The sequence below is a fragment of the Actinotignum sanguinis genome (assembly GCF_003957255.1).
GTDB lineage: Bacteria > Actinomycetota > Actinomycetes > Actinomycetales > Actinomycetaceae > Actinotignum > Actinotignum sanguinis.
The window spans coordinates 83603-105687 of record NZ_QDIE01000003.1 but is presented as its reverse complement, the minus strand read 5'-3'; the positions used below and the strand labels follow the sequence as shown (position 1 = coordinate 105687).

Here is a 22085-nt window from a genome sequence, read left to right as displayed (position 1 = left end):
CCCAGCTCTCCTGTTATTTTTCCTCACTTTTCCCACGCTCTTCCCAGTCAGCGGCAGCCGGCGGGGCAGGTGCGGGTTCCGCAGCGGTCACGGCGGTGGGTGCGGTGGATGCGGTGGCGGTGGCATCCGCGGTAAGAGCGCTCTGCCCGCCCGGTACCTCGGCATCCTCCGGTTTGGCTTGCTCCGATAGGGCCCGCTCCGGCGCGACATGCTCCGGCGTGGCATGCTCCGGCGATACGGTGCCGGCAGGTAGCACGGTGGCGGCGGGAGTGGCTGCCTCAGGCTGTGCGGCGGCGTCGTTCTGCTTCGCAACGGAAGGGCGCAGGGCGCGCCGTACCCGGTAACGCTCCCAGCACCCGCGCACCCACGTCCAGAAATCGCGCGCCCCGTAGCCGAGGGCGAAGGGCAGCAGCACGGTGAGCGCCACGCACCCGGTGAACAGCGGGGCGTCCGTGCCCACCTCGAGCATGCGGCCCGGACCGATCCCGCCGGTGGCAACCTGCCCGGCCAGGGCCACAATGACCAGCAGCTCCAGGGCGCCCACCCCGGCGCTCACCCAGTCACGCGGGCGGAGCGAACGGATAACACCCCAGGTCAGACCAGTCAGGACGGGAATGATGAGGAGCCAGGCGGGGCGCAGCGCCGGATCGGGCAATAGGCCGAAAATAGGTAGGCCGGGGATGGGTGCGAAACTGCCGCCCAGGGCAGAAAAGACGGCGCCGCTACCCACCGTGAAACCGGCGCCGGTCACGTAGGCCAGCGCCCATACCGCCAGCGCGGGTGCGAACAGCAGCTGGGTGAGGGTAAAGAGAATCGTGCCGGTGAGGTCGGTAAGGTAGGCGGCGTGCAGGGCCCGCACCTGCCCGAAGCCGAGCGCCAGCGCGCTAAGAACCAGGAGGATGCTCACTGCACCCAGGGTCGTGGCCAGCGGTGCGATGAGCCGCCAGCCGCGTTCGAGGATAGCTACGCCGGGCCAGGCGGGCCGCTCCAGCCAGGCACATTGGCTGGCCAGGAAACCGAGCACCGCCCCTCCCACGAGGGCGTGAAGCAACGAGGATTGCGGGAGGGAGAAGAGGCAGATCACCCCGGTGCTTCCCGCTCCGCTCAGCGTTGCGATAAGAACATCCCACCAGTCTTCCACCACGATGGAGCGCAAGAAACGCACGGTGAGCCAGGCGATGAGCGCGGTGAGGAACAGCGGCATGAGGCCGATATGCCCACCCGCGGTCACCAGGGGTGAGCCGAGCGCGAGCAGCCACAGGGAGCCGCCCAGGCGCGCAGCGCCCTGCCAGGTCACATCTCCGAGCAGCGGGGAGGCCGCAGTGAGGGTGTAGCCGAGCAGGCAGATGAGCACCACCGTGATCCAGGTGAGAACCACGGGCTGAATAACAGCCAGAGCGAGCGCCACGCGGCGCGAATACGTTAACATCCCTTCCATGGTGACGCGCGGAGCGGGCCGGGCCGCGGAAGAGGGCCCGGCGTGTTGCTCACCGCGCCTTCACGTCGCTACCGCAGTGCGCCCTTGAGTTCGCTCACCCGCCCGGCAATATCCGCGGCGATGCTATTCGCGCTTTTTCCGGCGGCGGCCAGTTCGTGAATCCGGGAAACCAGGGCCGAGCCCACAATCACGCCGTCAGAGAGGGCGCCCATACGCGCGGCCTGCTCCGGGGAAGAAATCCCGAACCCGATGGCGCACGGGGTATCGGTAACCGAACGGATCTTCTCCACGATGGCACCCACATCGGTGGTGATATTCGAGCGCATGCCCGTCACCCCCATAGAGGAAACCACGTAGAGGAAACCGCGCGCCGCCCGCGCAATAGCTTCGATCCGATCCGAGGACGTGGGCGCGATCAGCGAAATGAGATCCACGTTGTGGGCCGCGAGCGGAGCTTCGAATTCGGCCTTCTCTTCGAAAGGTACATCGGGGAGAATCACTCCGGAAACCCCCACCTCCGCACAGCGGCGCGCGAAGCGCTCCGGGCCGTAGGAAAAGACCACATTGGCGTAGGTCATAATGACGAAGGGGCACTCCAGATCCGGGCGCACCTCAGCGATCATCTCAAAAATCGCGTCCGTTGTGGCTCCCCCGCGCAGCGCCCGCTCCGAGGATGCCTGGATGACGGGGCCTTCGGCGGTCGGGTCGGAGAAGGGCACGCCGAATTCAATGAGATCTGCACCTGCCCGGCCGGCCGCGCGAATGATCTGCGCCGTCGTACCTAGATCCGGATCCCCGCAGGTAAAGAACGGGATAAAAGCCTTGCCGCGGGAAAAAGCCCGGGCGATGGGTACCTGTTTAGTCATGGATATCTTCTCCCCGGTAGCGCGCGATGGCCGCGACGTCCTTATCACCGCGGCCCGAGAGCGTGACGATAATGATCTTGCCCGGCATCTCCGGGGCGATTTTCATGGCGTGGGCGAGAGCGTGCGCCGATTCAATCGCGGGAATAATCCCCTCGGTACGCGAGAGGTATTCGAAAGCGTCCACAGCTTCCGCGTCGGTGACAGGAACGTATTCCGCGCGCCCGATATCGTGCCAGTAGGCGTGCTCGGGGCCGATGCCCGGGTAATCCAAGCCAGCCGAGATGGAGTACACCGGCGCGATCTGCCCGAATTCATCCTGGCAGAAATACGATTTCATGCCGTGGAAAATACCTTCGGTGCCGGTGGCGATGGTGGCGGCGGTATCCGGGGTATCCACGCCCCGCCCGGCCGCCTCCGCGCCGATGAGGCGCACGCCCGCGTCGCCTACGAAGTTATAGAACGAACCGGCCGCGTTGGAGCCCCCGCCCACGCAGGCGATGACCGCATCGGGCAGGCGCCCTTCCGCCTGGAGAATCTGGGCGCGCGCCTCGCGGGAAATCACCGCCTGGAAGTCACGCACGATCGTGGGGAAGGGATGCGGGCCCATAACCGAGCCGAGGCAGTAGTGGGTATCGCTCACCCGGCCCGTCCATTCGCGGAAAGCCTCACTGGCGGCATCCTTGAGAGTGCCGGTCCCGGACTTGACGGCCACCACATCCGCACCCAGCAGCCGCATCCGATAGACGTTGAGGGCCTGGCGGCGAGTATCTTCCTCGCCCATGAACACCACGCACTCCATATTGAAGAGCGCGGCGGCCGTGGCGGTAGCGACCCCGTGCTGGCCAGCCCCGGTTTCCGCGATGAGGCGGGTTTTCCCCATTTTCTTCGCGAGCAGCGCCTGACCCAGCACGTTATTGATTTTGTGGGCGCCGGTATGGTTGAGATCCTCGCGTTTGAGGTAGATCTTCGCTCCTCCGAGGTCGCGCGTCATCCGCTCCGCGTAGTAGAGGAGGGAGGGCCGTCCCGCGTAATTATTGAAGAGATCGGTGAGTTCGGCATTAAATTCCGGGTCATCGCGGTAGTGCCGGTAGGCGGCATCGAGTTCTTCGATGGCGGGCATGAGAGTTTCGGGGATGAACTGCCCGCCGTGGATACCGAAACGGCCCGGGCGCTCGGAGGTACCGGTTTCCGGCGCGGAACTTCCCAACGTGTGTTCTTCGCTCATGATTACTCTTTCTCCTGTCCGGGGGCGACGACGCGCGCCGCGGCCTGGCGCCACTGGGCCAGTACACCTACTTTATCCGTGCTGCGCATGAGGGCCTCCCCCACGAGCACCGCGTCGGCGCCGCCGGCCGCGAGCGCTTCCACATCCGCGGCTCCGCGCACACCTGATTCAGCAACGACGAGCGCGTCAGTGCCAATGCGGGCCCGCAGCTGACCGGCCGTGGTCAGATCCACCGAAAAATCTTTGAGGTTGCGGTTGTTGATACCGATAATGCGGGCACCGGCGGCCTGTGCGGAGTCAATTTCCGCGGCGTCGTGGGTTTCCACCAGGGCCGAAAGCCCGAGGGAATGTGCCAGTTCGAGATACTCGCGCAGGGTAGCGGTATCCAGGAGGGAGCAGATGAGGAGCACCGCGCTGGCGCCCAGCACTTTCGCCTGGTAGATCTGGTAAGAATCCACCACGAAATCTTTGCGCAGGCAGGGCGTAGTCACGGTGCGCGCGATCTCCTCCAGGTAGCGGTCCGAGCCGAGGAACCACTGTGGTTCGGTGAGCACGGACATCGCCTCCGCCCCGGCCGCCTCGTAGGACCGGGCGATATCGAGGTAGGGGAAATCTTCGGCAATAATGCCCTTCGACGGCGAGGCTTTTTTCACCTCGCAAATGAAGCCGAGTCCGGGCCCGCGCAGGCCCGCTTCGAAGGGGAAGTTCGCCGGGTTGCTCCCGGTTGCGGGCGCGAGCGCCGCGGCCAGTTCGCGCATGCGGGGTGCGGGGGTCTGTTCTTTATCGCGGGCCACCCGTTCCCGGGTGGCGGCGGCAATCTGCTCCAAAATATTAGGCACGCGAGGCCTCCACAAATTCGTCGATCTTGCGGTAGGCGCTGCCGTCGTCAATGAGGTCACCGGCCATATCCACGCCCGCGGCAATGGAACGGGCCTTGCCGGCGATATACAGGCCGGCACCCGCGTTGAGCTGAACCACGTTGCGCTTGGGGCCGGTGATCTTGCCGGAAAGGATATCGCGGGTGATCTGGGCGTTTTCTTCCGGGGTGCCACCGAGCATATCGGCCGGGGTGGCGCGGTTGAAACCAAAGACATCCGGGGACATTTCGAAGGTGCGGTATTCGCCGTTGCGCACTTCGCAGACCGTGGTGGGTGCGGAGAGGGAAATTTCATCGAGCTTATCCTGGCCGTAAACCACGAGGCCGCGGTGGACGCCCAGATCGTTGAGGACGCGGGCGAGGGGTTCGACGAGGTATTCGTCGTACACCCCGAGGACCTGGTACTCGGGGTGGATCGGGTTGGTCAGCGGCCCGAGAATATTGAAGACGGTGCGAAAGCCCAGTTCCTTGCGGATCGCCCCGACGTTCTTCATCGACTTGTGATAAAGCTGGGCGAACATGAAGCACATACCCACCTCATCGAGGAGGCGGCGGCAGGTATCCGGATCCTGGTTGATATTCACCCCGAGGGCTTCCAGGCAGTCCGCGGTGCCCGAGAGCGAAGAAGCAGCGCGGTTGCCGTGCTTGGAGACCTTCACTCCCCCGGCGGCCAGCACAAACATCGACGTCGTCGAAATATTGAAGGAATGGGCGTTATCCCCGCCGGTGCCCACGATTTCCAGGGTGGGGAAAGGCACCTCGAAGTAGTCGGCGTGCTCACGCATGGCGGTGGCGCAGCCAGAAATCTCATCGGTGGTTTCCGCCCGGGCGTTCTTCGTGGACAGTGCGGCAAGGAAAGCTGCCGTTTGGGTGGGGGTGCTCTCCCCGCCCATGATCTCATTCATAACGGTATAGGCCTCGTCGTAGGTGAGATCCTGCTTGGAGACAACTTTAATAATGGCTTCTTTAATCATGACAACTCCGTACGTGTGGAAAGATTATTTGGACTGCATTTTTCTGAACTGCGAGGCTGAGCGGGCTGTGCCATCGCCCCCGGGCGGCTTTCCACCAGCGGCAGCGCAGCTGCGCGTGGGTGGAGGTAGAAAATGTGGTGGTAGCCAGGCGATGCGTGGATAGTGCATCGGGGACATGGTGCTCAGGTAAATGCGGTAGGTCCCGCTGCACGGGATTCTCCTCTCAAGTGGTTGGGACGGCGCTGGTACGCCGCGGGACGCGCTTCTTAGGCGCGCCACCATCGCCAGGCCACACCGGCCCGGACCTGTACCTTGAGATCCTGCTGCATAGCTGTGAGCTTATCCCACCCCGAATCGAGCCCCCGCCCCGGTCCATCATGCGGACAGGTGGGGCGCGGCGCGGGAGCGGCGGCGTCGTACCACCGAACGTAGGCCCGCAATAACCGCAGCCACCTGGCACGAAATTATTCTTATTTACCATTCACCCAGAGATTCTCCGGATTTTTCGCGGGGTTTCGCAGATCCGCCCTAGTGCTTTATGCGTGCATCAGTTAACATATTCAAGTCCCGAGTAAAGAAACCCATACCTTACATGCTTTCGTGATTGAAGAAGGACACCATGAAACATTCTGTTAAGTTGGCTGCGATTGCCGCAGCCGGGGCTTTGGCACTCACATCTCTGACCGGCTGCGCTACCGATAACAAGGGCGCATCCGACTCCACCGCCACCGACTCCTCAAAGGCCGCGGGCCTGTCGGTGGTGGCAACAACCGGTTACCTCGAGGACGTTATTCGCAATGTCGCCCCCGAGGCTAACGTAACCACCCTGGTCAAGCCCGGCGGTGATCCTCACACCCAGGAACTGACCACCCAGGACACCCAGGCCATTGAAAAGGCCGATCTTGTGGTGTGGACCTCCCACGATATGGAACACAAGATGATGGGCCAGCTGGAGAAGCTGGGCGACCGCCAGATCGCGGCCGCGGAAGCCATCCCGGAAGATAAGCTCCTCCCCTGGGAAGAAGACGGCAAGATCGAAGGCCACGACCCGCACGTGTGGAACTCCCCGGAGAACTGGCAGTACGTGGTGACGGCCACCGCCGCCAAGCTCGGTGAGATCGATGCCGCCAACGCTGATCTCTACAAGGCGAACGCGGAAGAATACAACAAGAAGATCGCCGCGGCCGCCGAGGAAGCAAAGGCCAAGTTCGATAAGATTCCGAAGGAAAACCGCGTGCTCATCACCGGGCACGACGCCTTCAACTACCTGGGCTCGTCGTTCGGTATTGAAATTCACGCCACCGATTTCGTTTCCTCCGAATCGGAAATGTCCGCGGTGGAACTCAACGAACTTGCCTCCCTCATCGCCGAACGCAAGGTTCCGGTGATCTTCCAGGACAACCTCAAGAATCCGGAAGTTATTAAGCACCTCCAGGACGCGGTGCGCGAAAAGGGCTGGCACGTGGAGGTCTCCGATAACGAACTCTTCGCGGATACCCTCAGCTCCGAAGCACCCACGAACACCTACCTGGGTGCTTTCAAGTACAACGTTGACTCGATCGTCAGCGCGCTCTCGCAGAAATAGGTGATATCGATGGGAACCGCTACCACGCTGGCCTGTCAGATTGACCACCTGAGCGTCGCCTACCAGGACACGATCGCGGTGAGCGATGTATCGCTCCGCGTCAGTCCAGGCCAGGTGGTGGCGCTTCTCGGACCGAACGGCGCGGGCAAATCTACTGTTATGAAGGCATCCCTGCGCCTCGTGCCCGCCCTCGCCGGAGAGGTCGCTTTCTTCGGCGAGCCTCTCCCCCGGGTGCGTTCGCGCCTTGCTTACGTGCCGCAAACCGCCACCGTGGACTGGGATTTCCCAACCACGGTGGGCGACGTCGTGCTTATGGGTACCTACGCCCAACTCGGCTGGCTACGCCGGCCGGGCGCGCGCCAGCGCGAAGCGGCCGCCGCGGCTATGGAGCGCCTGGGGATTTCCGATCTTGCCCACCGCCATATTAATGAGCTTTCCGGGGGCCAGCAGCAGCGCACCTTCGTGGCGCGCGCCCTGGCCCAGAATGCCGAGCTCTACCTTATGGACGAACCTTTCGCCGGTATCGATATCACCTCCCAGCAGGCGATTATGACGCTGCTGCGCGAACTCGTGGATGAGGGGAAGACCGTTATGATCGTGCATCACGATTTACAAACGGTTCCCGATTTCTGCGATAGTGTGGTGCTGCTCTCGGGCGGCAACCTGGTGGCGAGCGGGAGCGTAGCCGAGGCTTTCACCGCGGATAATATCGCGCGGGCTTACGGCCTTTCCGTGGCGATCGATCGCAAGTGAGGGCGCGGCGCGATGATTGATTTTATTTCCCCGCTGGAATTGTGGGGAACCTATATTTTCCGCACCATGCTCATCGGCACCACCCTCATCGGGGTATTTTCGGGAGTGGCTGGTTGCTTGCTCTACCTGCGCCGGCAGTCCCTGGTGTCCGATGTGATCGGGCACAGCTCCATCCTCGGCGTTGTTGCCGCATTCACCGTGGCGACGCTGCTGGGCGGTGACGGACGCTCGATGGTGGTCCTGGTCCTCGGGGCGAGCGCGGCGGCGATGTGCGCCGTCGTGCTCACCAATATCATCGTGGCGCATTCGAAAGTGAAGCCGGATGCCGCCATGGCTATCTGCCTCTCGTTGTTTTACGGGGGCGGGATGGTGTGCCTGCGCCTCCTTACCCATTCTCACCTGCCCAATCGCGGTGGGATCGACAGTTATATGTTCGGGAATGCGGCGAATGTGCGCGCCGGGGACCTCGTGACTATCGCGGTGTTCGGGGTGCTGACCGTCGCCGTGATCCTGGCCTTCTTTAAAGAAATTAAACTGGTGACTTTCGATCCGGTGACGGCACAGTTACAGGGTTTCAGCCCGCGGGTGCTCACCCCGCTCATGCTCGTGCTGGTCACCATTGCCATCGTTATTGGGATTAAGGGCGTGGGGCTCATTCTCATGGTCGCTTTCGCGATTATGCCGGCTGCTGCCGCGCGCCAGTGGACCCACCGGATGTCCTCGATGATGGTGCTCGCTGGCGTTTTCGGCGGGCTCGCGGGCGCGGCGGGCGCATACCTGTCCGTGTGCCTGGGGAAGGTTCCCACCGGCCCCGTTGTGGTCATCCACCTTTTCGTTATTTTTGCGGCGTCCCTGCTTGCCGCGCCGCGCCGTTCCATCGTGGTGGTGGCCTTGCGCCAGCGGCGTCTGCGCGGAGATCTGGTGGCGCAGGCACGCGCTGCTGCCGCAGTACCGGCCGACGTAGCAGCAGCAACCGCAGCGACGCACCATGTAGCGACGACGGCGCCCGGGACACCGGCCGGTGTGGCAGCGCCCGCTGCTTCGGAAAGGAGTGAGCGATGAGTTTCATCGTGGCAGTGATGTTGCTTGCGGTGGTGACCGCGGTGACCTGCGCACTTCCCGGGGTATTCCTGGTGTTACGCGGGCGATCCATGCTGGTGGATGCTATGTCCCACGCGGTGCTCCCCGGGATTGTGATCGGCACGATTCTTTCCGGTTCCACGCATTCCCCGGTCATGGTGGTGTGCGCGGCGCTCATGGGTTTGGTGGTGGTGCTCGGTGCCCAGCAATTGGATCGCACCCGCCTGCTGACCGGGGACGCGAGTCAGGGCGTCATTTTCCCGGTGCTGTTCGCCCTGGGTATTTTGTTGCTATCAACCACCCTCTCCCACGTCCATATTTGCCAGGACACCGTACTCACCGGAGATCTCAATCTCATGGCTCTGAGTCCGGAGCATATTATTATCGGCGGTTACGATATCGGCCCGCGCACCATGTGGCAGTTGCTCGCGGTATGCGCGCTGAACGCTGTTTTTATCGCGGTGTTTTTCCGGGTGCTCAAAACCGATACTTTCGATGGTGATTTCGCCGCCACTATCGGTTTCCCGGTGCGCGCCGTGGAGCTGGGCCTTATGATGCTCGTCTCCCTGACCGTGGTGGCGGCTTTCAATGCCGCGGGAGCGATTCTTGTGATTGCTCTTATGGTGGTTCCGGCGGCCACCGCGATTCTTTTCGCCCGTTCGCTGCGCCACCTGCTGGTTCTCACCATCATCATCGCGGTTGCTGAGGCGCTCCTTGGCTTCGTGGTGGCTCTCTACCTGGATCTGGCCACGTCCGCCATGATGGCATTCACCGATGGCGTGGTTTTCCTGGCTGCGCTGGCCTGGTGCAAGCTCGGCGGGCGGGCAGCGGCACGCAGCCACCGCCGTATCCTACGCGTGCCGGCCGGTACCGCAGTGACCGGTGGGGTTACCGGTGCCGCCTCGGTTACCAGGATTCCCGGGGTTACTTCTCCACTTTCGTCAACGGAGCGAAACGCAGCATCAAGCGTTTCGTAACCGAACCGAAGGCGACCTTCGCGGTGGTGGACTTTCCTCGGCCCTCAAAACCGAGGATGGTCCCCCGCCCGAAGGAGCGGTGGTCCACGATGTCGCCCACCGCGAAACCAGCGGTATCTGCCGGGCCAGCGGAGCTACCCGCCGCGCCCGCTGAACTTTCCGAAGCACCTGCCGCGCCCGCCCGCGTGCTAGCCGCGTTGGACGCATTGCCTTCCGCGGAATCTGCTTGAGCGGCCGAGTTTGCCGTGGCGGGTACCCCGAGTTTCCCGGGTGTGAACTTGCCCGAACCGATAACCGGCCCGGCGTCGTCGTCAAAGAACGACGGCGCGCGCCGCTCCCGGCTTCCCCACCCGTATCTGGAACCGATACCGGATCCGATGCCGGCCCCCCGCACGAGATCCTGGGAGGAATGCTCCCGGCGCCAATCAATAAGTTCGGGCGGGATTTCTTCAATGAAACGCGAGGGCGGAAATTCCTGGGGTGCACCCCACGACGAGCGCGCTGCCGCCCGCGAAATATAGAGGCGTTCGCGCGCGCGAGTGAAAGCCACGTAGGCCAGGCGGCGTTCCTCAGCCAGTTCGCGCCGGTCATCCAGAGAGCGCATATGCGGGAACGTACCATCTTCCAGACCGGTCACGAAAACAACCGGGAACTCCAGACCTTTCGCGGTGTGAACCGTCATGAGGGTGGTTTCCCCTTCAGATTCGCTCTCTTCGGGAAGCCGGTCCGTATCCGAGACCAGCGAGATCTGATCCAGCCACTCCCCCAGCGTGGCATCCGGGTTCTGGGCGGAGAATTCCACCGCGACCGCGTGCAATTCGGCCAAATTTTCCACCCGGCTAAGATCCTGCGGGTCTTTGGATTCTTGTAGCACAGCCACGTATCCGGATTCATCCATGAGGTAATCGAGGATATCCGCGGGTTTACCGCCGGCCTCCGCTTCAGCGCGGGCGGTTTCGAGGATGCGGGCAAGGTCGGCGACGGCGCGGCGGGCCCGCGCCGTGAGCCCCGCAACCTCACCGCGCTCCGGGTGCGGACTGGCCACATCCGCCACCGCGGCACCGAAGGAAATATTCCAGCGTTGGGCATGGGTAGCCAGGTGGCCCTGCGCGGTATCCCCCACCCCGCGTTTCGGTTCATTAATGATGCGGCGCAGCGAAACAGTATCATCCGGATTGGCCACCGCGTGCAGATACGCGAGGGCATCCTTAATCTCTTTGCGTTCATAGAAACGGGTCCCGCCAATCACCCGATAAGGGATGCCGGAACGCACGAACATTTCTTCCAGGGCCCGCGCCTGCGAATTGGTGCGGTAAAACACCGCCACATCCCCGTAACGCACCCCGCCATCATCGCGGAGTCGATCAATTTCTGTTACAACGAAATGCGCCTCATCGCTTTCCGAATCAGCAACGTAACCGGTGATCTTTTCCCCGCTACCCGAATCCGTCCACAGCTTCTTGGGCCGGCGCCCTTCGTTGTGGGAGATCACGGCATTGGCGGCAGAAAGAATATTTTGGGTAGAGCGATAGTTTTGCTCCAGAACCACGCTGGTGGCATCCGCGAAATCTTTCTCGAAATCCTCAATATTGCGGATGGTGGCACCGCGGAAAGCATAGATGGACTGGTCTGCATCTCCCACCACGGTGAGGGAGGACCGCTGCGGCCCCTGCCCGGCAAGGGTGCGCACCAGAACGTACTGGGCATGGTTAGTGTCCTGATATTCGTCTACCAAAATATGGCGGAAGCGAGTGCGGTAGCGTTCCGCAATATCCGGATGCGAGGTGAGAACCTCCACGGTGCGCATAATGAGATCATCAAAATCTAGCGCATTGGCGCGCACCAAACGATCCTGGTAGGCGGCATACGCCTGGGCCAGAACCTGCCCGTCCCGATCAGTGGCAGCCGCGGCCTGCGCCGCCGGGGTGACCAGTTCATCTTTGAGATTGGAAACCTGGCGGCTGAGCATTTTGGGTGGGTAGGCCCGGATATCAATATTTTCTTCCCGGCACACCATCGTCATAAGACGCTGCGAATCTGCAGCATCGTAAATAGTGAACGTGGAGCGCATCCCCAACGCGCGGTGTTCGGCGCGCAAAATCCGCACGCAGGCGGAATGGAAAGTGGAGATCCACATTCCGCGAGCCAAACCGCCGAGCATTCCCTCCAAGCGTTCGCGCATTTCCCGGGCCGCTTTATTGGTAAAGGTAATGGCGAGGATATTGGCCGGGTGAGCCTGCCCAGTAGCAATGAGATAGGCAATACGCGAGGTAAGTACCCGAGTTTTACCCGAGCCAGCCCCGGCGACCACGAGCAGTGGACCGCCCGTGTGCACCACCGCTTCCCGCTGGGCGCTATTGAGGCCGGTGAGGATACGCTCCGCGGCCCCGCTGGTACCACCACCGGGGCCGCCGATTTCAGAAGCCGCGGGCGCTGCGGACTGCGGCGCGGCATGGCCTACCGGCACGGCCGCTCCCGCCGGCGCAGCTTCGGCAGCCCGGGCAGGTACGGGCACGGCAACCGGGCGGCGCCCCACGGTAGCCCCGGCTTGCTGTGCGGCCGCCACGCGCTCCCGCAGCCGCGCGATTGTTGACTTGTACGATTCCTCCATAGCCCTTCTAGGGTACGACACCACCCCGACACAAAAAACGTTCCGAAGCTGTGTGGTGCTGTCAGTCCGGTCACCGCGGGAGTCGGTAAGCCACCCGGGTAGCCAGCCAGCCACCGTGCCAGCTGGGCTGCGGCGTCGTACCTACCGTGCCGGGTGGACCCGCACCGCGTGTTCGTTGGTGAAAGCACGCAAGCCCCAGGCGCCCTCTTCACGGCCGTAACCGGACCGGTTAATCCCACCGAATGGCCACGTGGGCGCCGATTCACGGTGCTTATTGATAATGGTCATCCCGGCCGCGAGCCGCGCCGCGAAGCGCTGCGCTTTCTCCAGATCCTGGCTCCACACCGAGGATTGCAAACCGTAAGCGCTGCTATTGGCCAGCCCGAGGGCTTCTTCCTCATGAGCCACCCGGTAGAGCGCCGCCACCGGCCCGAATACTTCGTTACAGGCGATATCGTGGTCCGCTGGAATATCAGTGAGCAGCGCCGGGGTCATATAGGCACCCGGTCGGTCAAGTGCGGTCCCGCCGTAGTGGAGGTGCGCTCCTGCGGCGACGGCGCTCGCCACCCGCCGCACCACTTCATCACGTGCCGCAATCGAGGATAGCGGCCCCATATCCGTGGCCGGGTCATCATAGGGGCCCACCACGATACTCTCGATTTCCGCGCGGGCCGCCGCAAGAAATTCATCAAAAACGTTATCTAGCACGATAATGCGTTTATTCGAGGTACATACCTGCCCAGCGTTAAAGACGCGGGTGCGCACCGCCTCCCGGGCCACCGCCCCGATATCAGCGGCATCCAGGACCACCATGGCGTCATTACCGCCCAATTCCAAGAGGGAACGCTTGGTGTACTTCCCGGCCAAACTCGCAACCGCGGAACCCGCCCGGTCCGAACCGGTGAGCGACACTCCTTTGACTCGCGGATCCGCCAGGACTTTCTCCGTATCCGCGATATCCAGGTAGATATTCTGGTAAACACCCGCGGGCAGGCCGGCCTCGCGCAACAGCGCTTCGAAGGCGGCCGAGGAGCGCGGGCAGATCTCCGCCTGTTTCATAAGAATCGTATTGCCGACCATGAGTTGAGGTAGCGCGAAGCGTGCGATCTGCGAATAGGGGAAATTCCACGGCATGATCCCCAGCAGAACGCCCAGCGGCTGATGGAGCACGTAGGTAGGGATACCGTCGCCGGCATCCAGCGGAGTGGGTTCTAGGTAGCGCGGCGCATTATCCGCGAACCAGTGGGCATGATGGCTGACCGTGGCGAGTTCCGCGGCGCCGTCGCGCAACGGTTTGCCCATTTCGCGCCCGATAATATCAGCGAGTTCAGCGGTGCGTTCCGTGACGAGTTCCCCGAAGCGGTGCAGGATTTCGCTACGGCGTGCCATCGGGGTATCCCGCCACGTGGTGAAAGCAGCCCAGGCAGCACCGATCACACCGGGGATAGCAGCGGCGGGAAGGGAGGCGAAGCGTTCTTCCACCTCGCCGGTATTGGGGTTATGCACACGGTAGTTACTCATAGCTCTAGCCTACTGTGCCGCATCCCACTCTGCGCGAAAACCTGGCTACGATGGGGACATTAGTCCTAGATAAAGAAAGGAGTGGTGAACGTGGGAGACTTCTTTACCGGGGAAAGCACCCCGGGAATGATTGATTGGGCGTCGATGCCCACCTACAACACCATTATGGCCATCGCGGCCGGGGTGGGCCTCATCTTGGTTGGCAGACTGCTGGTGCAGCTGCGGCGCGCTGTCCCGGCAGCAGCCACAGACGATGCAGATAGGGCCGTCAGTTTGGACGGTTATACCCTCGGGTTTTTCATCACCGGCCTTATTCAGACCTTGACCGGTTTGCACATGTCGCTCACCTGGCCGCTGGCCGCCGGGGGCTTCCCCTTTGACAATATTATCTTTGGAGAAACCTGCCTCGGGTTCGGGGTGCTCTTGCTGGCGGCGAGTTTCATCCTGTGGAAGCGCGGGGAACGTATCCTCACCTCCGCCACTCCCTTCCACACGTTCGCCCGGATTGCCCGGCCCGTCTCCATTTTTGCGCTGGCAATGGGCTTGGCCCTCCTGGCCATTATGTGCGCCGGGATGGTCTATCAGTTCTTTGCGGCGCCTCCGCAAGAGCCGATTTCCGGTTCCTTTGCGGCCTACCCTTGGCTGGAGTCCATTGCCCTCTCCGCGGTCTTTGGTTTGGCCGGTGTGGGCGCGATTCTCTTCTTCGGCGCGGTGCGGCTGGATGCCCGCGGGCAGGTGCGCGAGGGCGTGGTACGTGCCGCCTACTGGTGCCTGGTTATCAGCGGGGTGATTTTCATGCTCTTCGGTGCGATGAATTTCTATACCCATATCGGGCTGGTGGTCAACACCATGTAGTGCCGCCATGCCGCTGCGTGGGTGCAGCTGCGTCGCCGTACCTTCATTGTTGTGAACGACGACGCAGCACCGTCCCACCAGCACACCACCCAAGCAGGCACACACAAGGGCCGCATCCCTTTCGGGACGCGGCCCTTAGCGTCATCCGTAGCGTTTAGAAAGCCGGGGTGTTGAGACCCAAGCGCCGGAAATGCTCCCGCGCTTCTTCCACAGCTTGCGGTGACGGCGGTACGACGTCTTCCAGTTGGTAGTCGTAGCCAAGTGAATGCCACTTGTCTCGACCCATCTGGTGGAACGGTAAAACTTCAACGCGGCTAACCGCGTTCTTCCACCGTGCAACGATCTTCGCAACGTTCTCCACGTTCTCCGGATCGTCTGTCAGCCCGGGCACAAGTACGAAACGTACCCAGATTTCTTTGCCCGCAGCAGCCAATCGATCACCAAAATCAATGGTCGGTTGCAGTTCACGGCCGGTCGTGCGCTTATACACCTCTTCGGATCCGGATTTAACGTCGAGTAACACCATGTCGATGTAGTTCATCATTTCGTCATCGACGTTACGCCCAAGATATCCGGAAGTATCGATACACGTATGGATTCCCATTTCTTTGGCACCGCGGAGCACGGTCTTGAGGAAGGCGGGTTGCATTAAGCATTCGCCACCCGAGATCGTGATCCCGCCGCCCGTCGCCTTGAACATACGACGGTAGCGCTTCCAGCGCCGCAGTAATTCGTCGGAATCCACCGGCTGACCGTCCTTCATAATGAAGGTGTCAGGGTTATGGCAGTACAGACACCGCAGGGGGCACCCTGCCATGAAGACTGTCATTCGGGTCCCGGGCCCGTCCACCGCGGTCACAAGTTCCCACGAGTGGACGGAACCGAGGGTTCCCTCGCGCATCTTGCGAAGCCGTTCTTTACGTTCGATGTCGTCAAGGACATCGATGCCTCCGAGACCGGCCCCCTGCAACCGACCGGTCGGCGCTTCGAAATCTTGAAGGCCGACCGGTGCTAGTCGCAACTCAGCAGACAATTGTTATGCCGAGTGATGGAAGGTACGCGAAAGAACGTCGAGCTGCTGTTCGCGGGTCAGCTTCACGAAGTTGACGGCGTAGCCGGAAACGCGAACGGTCAGGTTCGGGTACTTCTCGGGGTGATCAATCGCGTCCTCGAGGGTGGAACGATCCAGCACGTTGATATTGGCGTGGTACAGACCCTGCACCCCACCGTTATCTTCGCGAGCAGCCTTCATCGACTTGAGACGCTCTTCGTAGGTCTTAGCCATTTTTTACCTTCTTTTCTTTGTTGGGGGTTGAATCTTAGAGTTTTAGTCTTCTTCAGCCATGAAGCCGGCGTCCATAATTCCGACCAGGTTCTTGACCTGCTCGTCCTTATTGCGGCCGAGGCCAGCCGGCGTAATGGTATTCGTCAAGGAAATACCATCGAGGGCATCCTTGTAATCCAGCTTACCAACGGACATCATGGACGCCACCATGCCGTGGGTGTCCATGCCGTTCTCCGGGTTCGCACCCGGGGAGAACGGGGTACCAGCCTTGTGACCGGACGGGAAGGAACCCGTGGCCTTGCCGTACACCACGTTGGAGGTAATGGTCAGCACCGACTGCGTCGGGATGGCGTCACGGTACATCGGGATCGCCTTGATCTTCGCCATGATGGTGTGGACCACGGTAGCCGCGATGTCATCAGCGCGGTCATCGTCGTTACCGTAAATCGGGAAGGTGCCTTCCGTCTTGTAGTCAACAACGAGGCCGGTTTCATCACGAACCGGGTAAACCTTCGCGTACTTGATCGCGGAAAGCGAGTCCGCCACGATGGACAGGCCGGCAATACCGCAACCCATGGTACGGATGATCTCCGAATCGTGCAGAGCCATCTCCACCGCTTCATAGGCGTAGCGGTCATGGCAGTAGTGGATTATGTTGAGCGCTTCAACGTAGGTGCCAACCACCCAGTCAAGCATCTCTTCGTACTTCTGCCAGACTTCGTCGAAGTCGAGCGGGCCGTCCCCTTCGATCGGGGTGAACAGACCCGGTTCGGTCACCTGCTTGCCGGTCATTTCATCGCGACCGCCATTGATGGCGTAAAGCAGAGCCTTAGCGGAGTTCACACGCGCGCCGAAGAACTGCATCTGCTTGCCCACCCGCATCGGGGAAACGCAGCACGCGATGGCGGCGTCGTCGCCCCACTGGTTACGAATCTGTTCGTCAGATTCGTACTGGATGGAGGAGGTTTCGATGGAAATAGCCGCGCAGAATTCCTTGTAGCCTTCCGGAAGTGCCGGATCCCAGAAAATGGTGATATTCGGTTCCGGAGCCGGACCCAGGTTACGCAGGGTCTGGAGCAGGCGGAAAGAGGTCTTGGTGACGAGGGTGCGCCCGTCATCACCGAAACCGGCATCCGACCAGGTGGCCCAGTAAGGATCACCGGAGAAGATCTGGTCGTAATCGATGGTGCGCAGGAAGCGGACGATACGCAGCTTCATGACGAGGTTGTCAATCATTTCCTGCGCGTCAGATTCCGTAATGGTTCCGGCGGCCAGATCACGCTCGAAGTAAATATCGAGGAAAGCGGACAGGCGGCCGATGGACATGGCCGCGCCGTCCTGGCTCTTCACGGAAGCGAGGTAGCCGAAGTACAGCCACTGCACGGCTTCACGCGAGTTCTTCGCCGGGCCGGAGATATCGAAGCCGTAAATTTCACCGAGGGTCTTGAGCTTCTTCAGGGCCTTGATCTGCTCTGCGTGTTCCTCACGGAAACGAGCCCAGTGCTCGGAGAAGGGCTGATCGGCCACCGAATCCTTCATGGCCTGCTTCTCTTCGATGAGCTTATCCACACCGTAGAGGGCCACGCGGCGGTAGTCACCAATAATGCGGCCACGGCCGTAAGCATCCGGAAGACCGGTAATAATGTGCGACGAACGAGCCGCGCGAATACGCGGGGTGTAAATATCGAAGACCGCGTCGTTGTGGGTCTTGCGGTAGCGGGTGAAGATCTTCTTGATCTCCGGGTTGACTTCCTTGCCCGCTTCCTTGATAGCGGTTTCCACCATGCGCCAGCCGCCATTGGGCATCATCGCGCGCTTGAGCGGAACATCCGTCTGCAGGCCGACGACGACGTCGTCATCTTCGGAAATGTAGCCGGCGGGGAAAGCGTCAATGTCGGCCGGGGTGTCGGTGTCGACGTCGTACACGCGACGACGACGCTCCTCGGAGAGGTAATTTTCCTCAAGAGACTCCCACAGCCGGGTGGTCTTCTCCGTCGGGCCGGCCAGGAACGAAGCATCCCCTTCGTAGGGGGTGTAGTTCTTCTGGATGAAGTCACGAACGTCAATGGCTTCATTCCAGGTGCCGGACGTGAAACCCGCCCAGGCTTCCTCTGTTGGGGTATCGGTAGCAGTGCGCTCCATGTGCGTCTAACTCTCCTTGTGTCGTGTCAGTACCCGTTATTATCCAAGCATAAAGCAACTCACAACGGAACAGATATTCCGTGAAAAATTGCCACACGCTTGCGTCCGCACCGCATTCACGTTTTCGCGTGAATCGCTACGGCACCGAGGTAACAAGTCCTGATTCTTTTACCTGTTGTCCGTATCAATCGGTCAGGCACAAGCGACTCTCGATTTATATTGTCCGGCACGGGCGGCGGGCGTGTATCACTCGCTGTCCGCGCCTACGTTTATCCTAACGCGCTTCTGCGCAAAAACATTCCCTGACACGTGAGATGAGCGGCGCATAATCCCGCGGCGCCCCCGGCGGGCGCGCCGATACGCGACTTCACGTCACCATCCGTCTCACATGTGTGAGGAATCACTTTTTTCGGTGAGTGTTACTCCCATTCAATCGTTGCCGGCGGCTTGGAGGTTACGTCCAGAACCACGCGATTCACTTCCGCAACCGAGTTGGTGATGCGGTTGGAAATATGGGCGAGCACATCGTAGGGAACGCGGGCCCAATCGGCCGTCATCGCATCTTCGGAAGATACCGGGCGCAGCACGATGGGATGCCCGTAGGTGCGGTGGTCACCCTGCACGCCCACCGAATGAACCTCCGCCAGCAGTACCACCGGGCACTGCCAAATCTCAGCGTCCAGCCCGGCCGCGGTGAGTTCTTCGCGAGCGATAGCATCCGCTTCACGCAGGATGCGCAGATTATCTTCGGTGACTTCACCGATCACGCGAATCGCCAGGCCCGGCCCCGGGAACGGCTGGCGGGCCACGATTTTCTCCGGCACGCCCAGTTCACGCCCGATGGCGCGCACCTCATCTTTAAAGAGGCTGCGTAGAGGCTCGATAAGCTCGAAATTCATATCCTCGGGCAGGCCGCCCACATTGTGGTGGCTCTTAATATTGGAAGCACCTTCTCCCCCGCCCGATTCCACCACGTCGGGGTACAGGGTTCCCTGCACGAGGAATTTCACATCCTCCCCGCCCCCGAGCTTATCTACCAGCTGGCGCTGCGCACTTTCGAAGGAGCGAATAAATTCCCGTCCGATGATCTTGCGCTTCGTTTCCGGATCGCGCACACCCGCCAGCGCGGACAGGAACCGCTGCGATTCATCGACGGTGAAGATACGAATGCCGGTACTTTCCGCATAATCGCGTTCCACCTGCTCGCGTTCACCGGCGCGCAGCAGCCCGTGATCAATGAAGAAGCAGGTGAGCTGGTCGCCAATAGCTTTGTGCACAAGCGCGGCGGCAACCGAGGAGTCCACCCCGCCGGAGAGCGCGCAGATAACCTGCGCGGAACCCACCCTCTCGCGAATCTGGGCCACTTGCTCGTCAATAATGGAGGAAGGAGTCCAGTTCGGGCTAATCCCCGCACCTTCGTAGAGGAAGTTTTCCAGTGCGGCCTGACCGCGCTGGGAATGGAGCACCTCCGGATGCCATTGCACGCCAAAGAGCCGGCGCTTGCGGTCTTCAAACGCGGCCACCGGAGTTTCATCGGTGGCGGCGGTAACGATGAAGCCTTCCGGGGCTTCACTCACGGCGTCCCCGTGGCTCATCCACACAATTTGCTTATCTTCCAGACCGGCGAAGAGGCAGGAATCGCCGGCGGTGCGGGCTTCGGTACGCCCATATTCGCGAGTGCCCGTGCGCCCCACGCGCCCGCCTAGTGCCTGGGCCATCGCCTGGAACCCGTAGCAGATCCCGAGGATGGGCACCCCGGCCTCAAAAATATCCTTATCGATTGCGGGCGCACCCTCCGCATATACGGACGCCGGGCCGCCGGAAAGAATAATGGCCGCGGGGTTTTTCGCCAGCATATCCGCGGCGGACATAGTATGCGGAACAATTTCTGAATAAACGTGTGCTTCACGAACGCGCCGCGCAATGAGCTGAGCGTACTGCGCACCAAAATCGACAACAAGAACCGGGGAATTATCGCTGGTATTCACGCTGTTCATTCTAATGATTAAAACGCGCCGGCGCCTACTGGGAGCCGGGCCGCACCCGGTGCGGGTCTAGGACCTTCGTCACCGCGGAAGAACGACGGCGCACATCCGAGCGCACGGGACTGAGCTGGGCATGCACATCTGCCCGCAAGATGTGAGATTATTTGAAGGGATATCCCGGCGTGGATACGCCTATTTTTTCAAGGGTCCGCAGGGGCCGGAAGGATAAGAAAGTGACCTACAGCGTATATTTCACCGCGGTAGAAGGCAATGCGGGCACCCAGGCGGTTGCCAGCGCCTACGTTGATGTACTCACCTCCACTTACAAGAACGTCGGGGTGTTCCGGGCGTTCACCAACGGAAATATCGAAAATGACTCCGCCTTCCTTCAGCTGCTCGACCAGGTTGGCCGGGGCGAGGATCGCGATATCGCCTGGGGTTCGAGCCGGCAGGCCTACGTGGCTGACGAAGAAGAAGCCATGACCCAGCTGGTGAATCGCTACACCGATTACGCCCAGAACTTCGACGCGGTGCTCATCCTCGGCATTCTGGATGGGGACCCCATTAATCCCGGGATGCTTTCGCATACCGGCCGCACCATCGCCAACCTGGGAACCACCGGCATCGTTGCCGTCTCGGCAGCCCAGCGCAGTGCCGCGCAGGTGGAGGTTGTTGCCCAGCTTTCCGCGAAGGAAATTGCGGATCGCTATGGAACCCTGAGCGCCCTCATTGTTGTGGACGCTGATGACACCGTGCCCACTACCATGCGTGACCTGGGCATTCCTACTATTTATCTCCCCGACGGCGAGGCGCGTTCCTTCAGCGAAGCGGACCGGGCCACCCTCGTTGCCGCGATGGAAGAGGAATCCTCGGTTATTACCCCGCTGTCCTTCCAGGCATCTCTAGCGGCCCGGGCCCGCAAGGCAAAGAAGCGCATTGTTATGCCGGAAGCCGAAGATGACCGCATTTTGCTGGCCACCGCCCAGATCCTGGCTCGCGATATCGCGGATATTACGCTGGTCGGGGAAAAGGATGAGGTTCTTGCCCGCGCAGCTGAGCTCGGGGTGGATGTGTCCGGCGCGGAGATCATTTCTCTGGATGACCCGGAGCGGGTGCGCCGCTACGCGGAAAAGTTCGCCGAACTGCGCGCCAAGAAGGGCGTGACCTACGAGCAGGCCGTGGAGAAGATGAAGGATCCTTCCTACTACGGCACCATGATGGTCTACATGGGGGACGCCGATGGCATGGTTTCGGGCGCGAACCACACCACCGCGAATACCATTGTTCCTTCCTTCCAGACCATCAAGATGAAGCCCGGCACAAAGACTGTCTCCGGTGCTTTCCTCATGCTCATGGATGATCGCGTCTACGTGTACGCCGATTGCGCGGTCAACACCAATCCCACCCCGGAAGAGCTGGCCGGCATCGCCATTGATTCGGCCCGCACCGCCCAGCAATTCGGCATTGAGCCGCGCGTGGCCATGCTCTCCTACTCCTCGGGTACCTCCGGGAAGGGCCCTGATGTGGATGCAGTGCGCGAAGCCACGGAACTCGCGAAGAGCCTCGCCCCCGAGGGCGTTCTTATTGACGGCCCGCTCCAGTACGACGCTTCGGTGGATGCCGCGGCCGCGAAGAAGAAGCTGCCTGATTCGCCGGTAGCCGGCCGCGCCACGGTATTCGTATTCCCGAATCTGAATGCCGGCAATATCGGCTACAAGGCCGTGCAACGTTCTTCGGGCGCGGTGGCCGTGGGCCCGGTGCTCCAGGGCCTCAATAAGCCGGTCAACGATCTTTCCCGCGGCGCGCTCGTGGAGGATATCGTCAATACCGTGGCGATTACCGCGATCCAGGCGCAGGAATAAGCTGCACCCGGCATTACACTGAAGTTATAGGGGTGGGCGTCCACCCGGT

Annotated in this window: 15 protein-coding genes and 1 pseudogene; 6 read left to right on the top strand and 10 right to left on the bottom strand. The window is 61.5% G+C overall.

What is annotated here, in order from left to right:
* Positions 1-13 precede the first annotated feature (13 nt).
* The 5 genes from DDD64_RS01795 to trpD all read right to left on the bottom strand — a co-directional run bounded on the left by DDD64_RS01795 (position 14) and on the right by trpD (position 5380).
* Positions 14-1429 carry a cell division protein PerM gene (locus tag DDD64_RS01795; protein WP_126134749.1) on the bottom strand — a complete coding sequence of 472 codons (1416 nt, stop codon included), beginning with the start codon at positions 1427-1429 and terminating at the stop codon, positions 14-16.
* Positions 1430-1506: 77 nt separating this feature from the next.
* On the bottom strand, positions 1507-2304 hold the full coding sequence (trpA, locus tag DDD64_RS01790; protein ID WP_126134748.1) for a tryptophan synthase subunit alpha: 798 nt from the start codon (positions 2302-2304) through the stop codon (positions 1507-1509).
* On the bottom strand, positions 2297-3529 hold the full coding sequence (gene trpB / locus DDD64_RS01785) for a tryptophan synthase subunit beta (protein ID WP_126134747.1): 1233 nt from the start codon (positions 3527-3529) through the stop codon (positions 2297-2299). Before trpB ends, trpA begins: the two co-directional genes overlap by 8 nt.
* Before the next feature lie 2 nt (positions 3530-3531).
* Positions 3532-4368 (bottom strand): indole-3-glycerol phosphate synthase TrpC, encoded by an 837-nt coding sequence (trpC, locus tag DDD64_RS01780; RefSeq protein WP_126134746.1) that lies wholly within the window; start codon positions 4366-4368, stop codon positions 3532-3534.
* Complete coding sequence (gene trpD / locus DDD64_RS01775) at positions 4361-5380, bottom strand: anthranilate phosphoribosyltransferase (protein WP_126134745.1); 1020 nt, start codon at positions 5378-5380, stop codon at positions 4361-4363. The genes trpC and trpD overlap by 8 nt, the downstream gene beginning before the upstream one ends.
* 619 nt (positions 5381-5999) lie before the next feature.
* On the opposite strand from trpD, the gene DDD64_RS01770 reads away from it, so the two are divergent.
* Genes DDD64_RS01770 through DDD64_RS01755 form a run of 4 tightly spaced genes read left to right on the top strand, consistent with a single transcriptional unit; the run spans position 6000 to position 9775 of the window.
* Complete coding sequence (locus tag DDD64_RS01770; RefSeq protein ID WP_126134744.1) at positions 6000-6965, top strand: metal ABC transporter substrate-binding protein; 966 nt, start codon at positions 6000-6002, stop codon at positions 6963-6965.
* 9 nt (positions 6966-6974) lie between these two features.
* Positions 6975-7718 (top strand): metal ABC transporter ATP-binding protein, encoded by a 744-nt coding sequence (locus tag DDD64_RS01765; protein ID WP_126134743.1) that lies wholly within the window; start codon positions 6975-6977, stop codon positions 7716-7718.
* A 12-nt stretch (positions 7719-7730) separates the two neighbouring features.
* Positions 7731-8780 carry a metal ABC transporter permease gene (locus DDD64_RS01760; RefSeq protein WP_126134742.1) on the top strand — a complete coding sequence of 350 codons (1050 nt, stop codon included), beginning with the start codon at positions 7731-7733 and terminating at the stop codon, positions 8778-8780.
* Positions 8777-9775, top strand: a complete 999-nt coding sequence (locus DDD64_RS01755; RefSeq protein ID WP_241227333.1) for a metal ABC transporter permease — start codon at positions 8777-8779, stop codon at positions 9773-9775. The genes DDD64_RS01760 and DDD64_RS01755 overlap by 4 nt, the downstream gene beginning before the upstream one ends.
* On the opposite strand, the gene DDD64_RS01750 is transcribed toward DDD64_RS01755, so the two are convergent.
* Together DDD64_RS01750 and DDD64_RS01745 are read right to left on the bottom strand one after the other, a co-directional pair.
* Positions 9723-12386 (bottom strand): UvrD-helicase domain-containing protein, encoded by a 2664-nt coding sequence (locus DDD64_RS01750; RefSeq protein WP_126134741.1) that lies wholly within the window; start codon positions 12384-12386, stop codon positions 9723-9725. The genes DDD64_RS01755 and DDD64_RS01750 overlap by 53 nt on opposite strands.
* 141 nt (positions 12387-12527) lie before the next feature.
* Entirely contained in the window at positions 12528-13907 is a 1380-nt protein-coding gene (locus tag DDD64_RS01745; protein WP_126134740.1) for an aldehyde dehydrogenase family protein, read from the bottom strand.
* Positions 13908-13997: 90 nt separating this feature from the next.
* Between DDD64_RS01745 and DDD64_RS01740 the strand changes: the two genes are divergently transcribed.
* Complete coding sequence (locus tag DDD64_RS01740; protein ID WP_126134739.1) at positions 13998-14762, top strand: DUF981 family protein; 765 nt, start codon at positions 13998-14000, stop codon at positions 14760-14762.
* 154 nt (positions 14763-14916) lie between these two features.
* Here DDD64_RS01740 and pflA read toward each other — a convergent pair whose 3' ends face one another.
* The 3 genes and pseudogenes from pflA to guaA form a co-directional block, all read right to left on the bottom strand.
* Positions 14917-15795: a pyruvate formate-lyase-activating protein gene (gene pflA / locus DDD64_RS01735; protein WP_087070580.1), complete on the bottom strand. Its 879-nt coding sequence runs from the start codon at positions 15793-15795 to the stop codon at positions 14917-14919.
* A 6-nt stretch (positions 15796-15801) separates the two neighbouring features.
* A pseudogene (gene pflB, locus DDD64_RS01725) lies at positions 15802-18189 on the bottom strand (formate C-acetyltransferase); the annotation flags it as partial.
* Positions 18190-18608: 419 nt separating this feature from the next.
* Complete coding sequence (gene guaA, locus DDD64_RS01720; RefSeq protein WP_206435362.1) at positions 18609-20186, bottom strand: glutamine-hydrolyzing GMP synthase; 1578 nt, start codon at positions 20184-20186, stop codon at positions 18609-18611.
* A 221-nt stretch (positions 20187-20407) separates the two neighbouring features.
* On the opposite strand from guaA, the gene pta reads away from it, so the two are divergent.
* Positions 20408-22036 (top strand): phosphate acetyltransferase, encoded by a 1629-nt coding sequence (gene pta / locus DDD64_RS01715; protein ID WP_164545873.1) that lies wholly within the window; start codon positions 20408-20410, stop codon positions 22034-22036.
* Positions 22037-22085 lie beyond the last annotated feature (49 nt).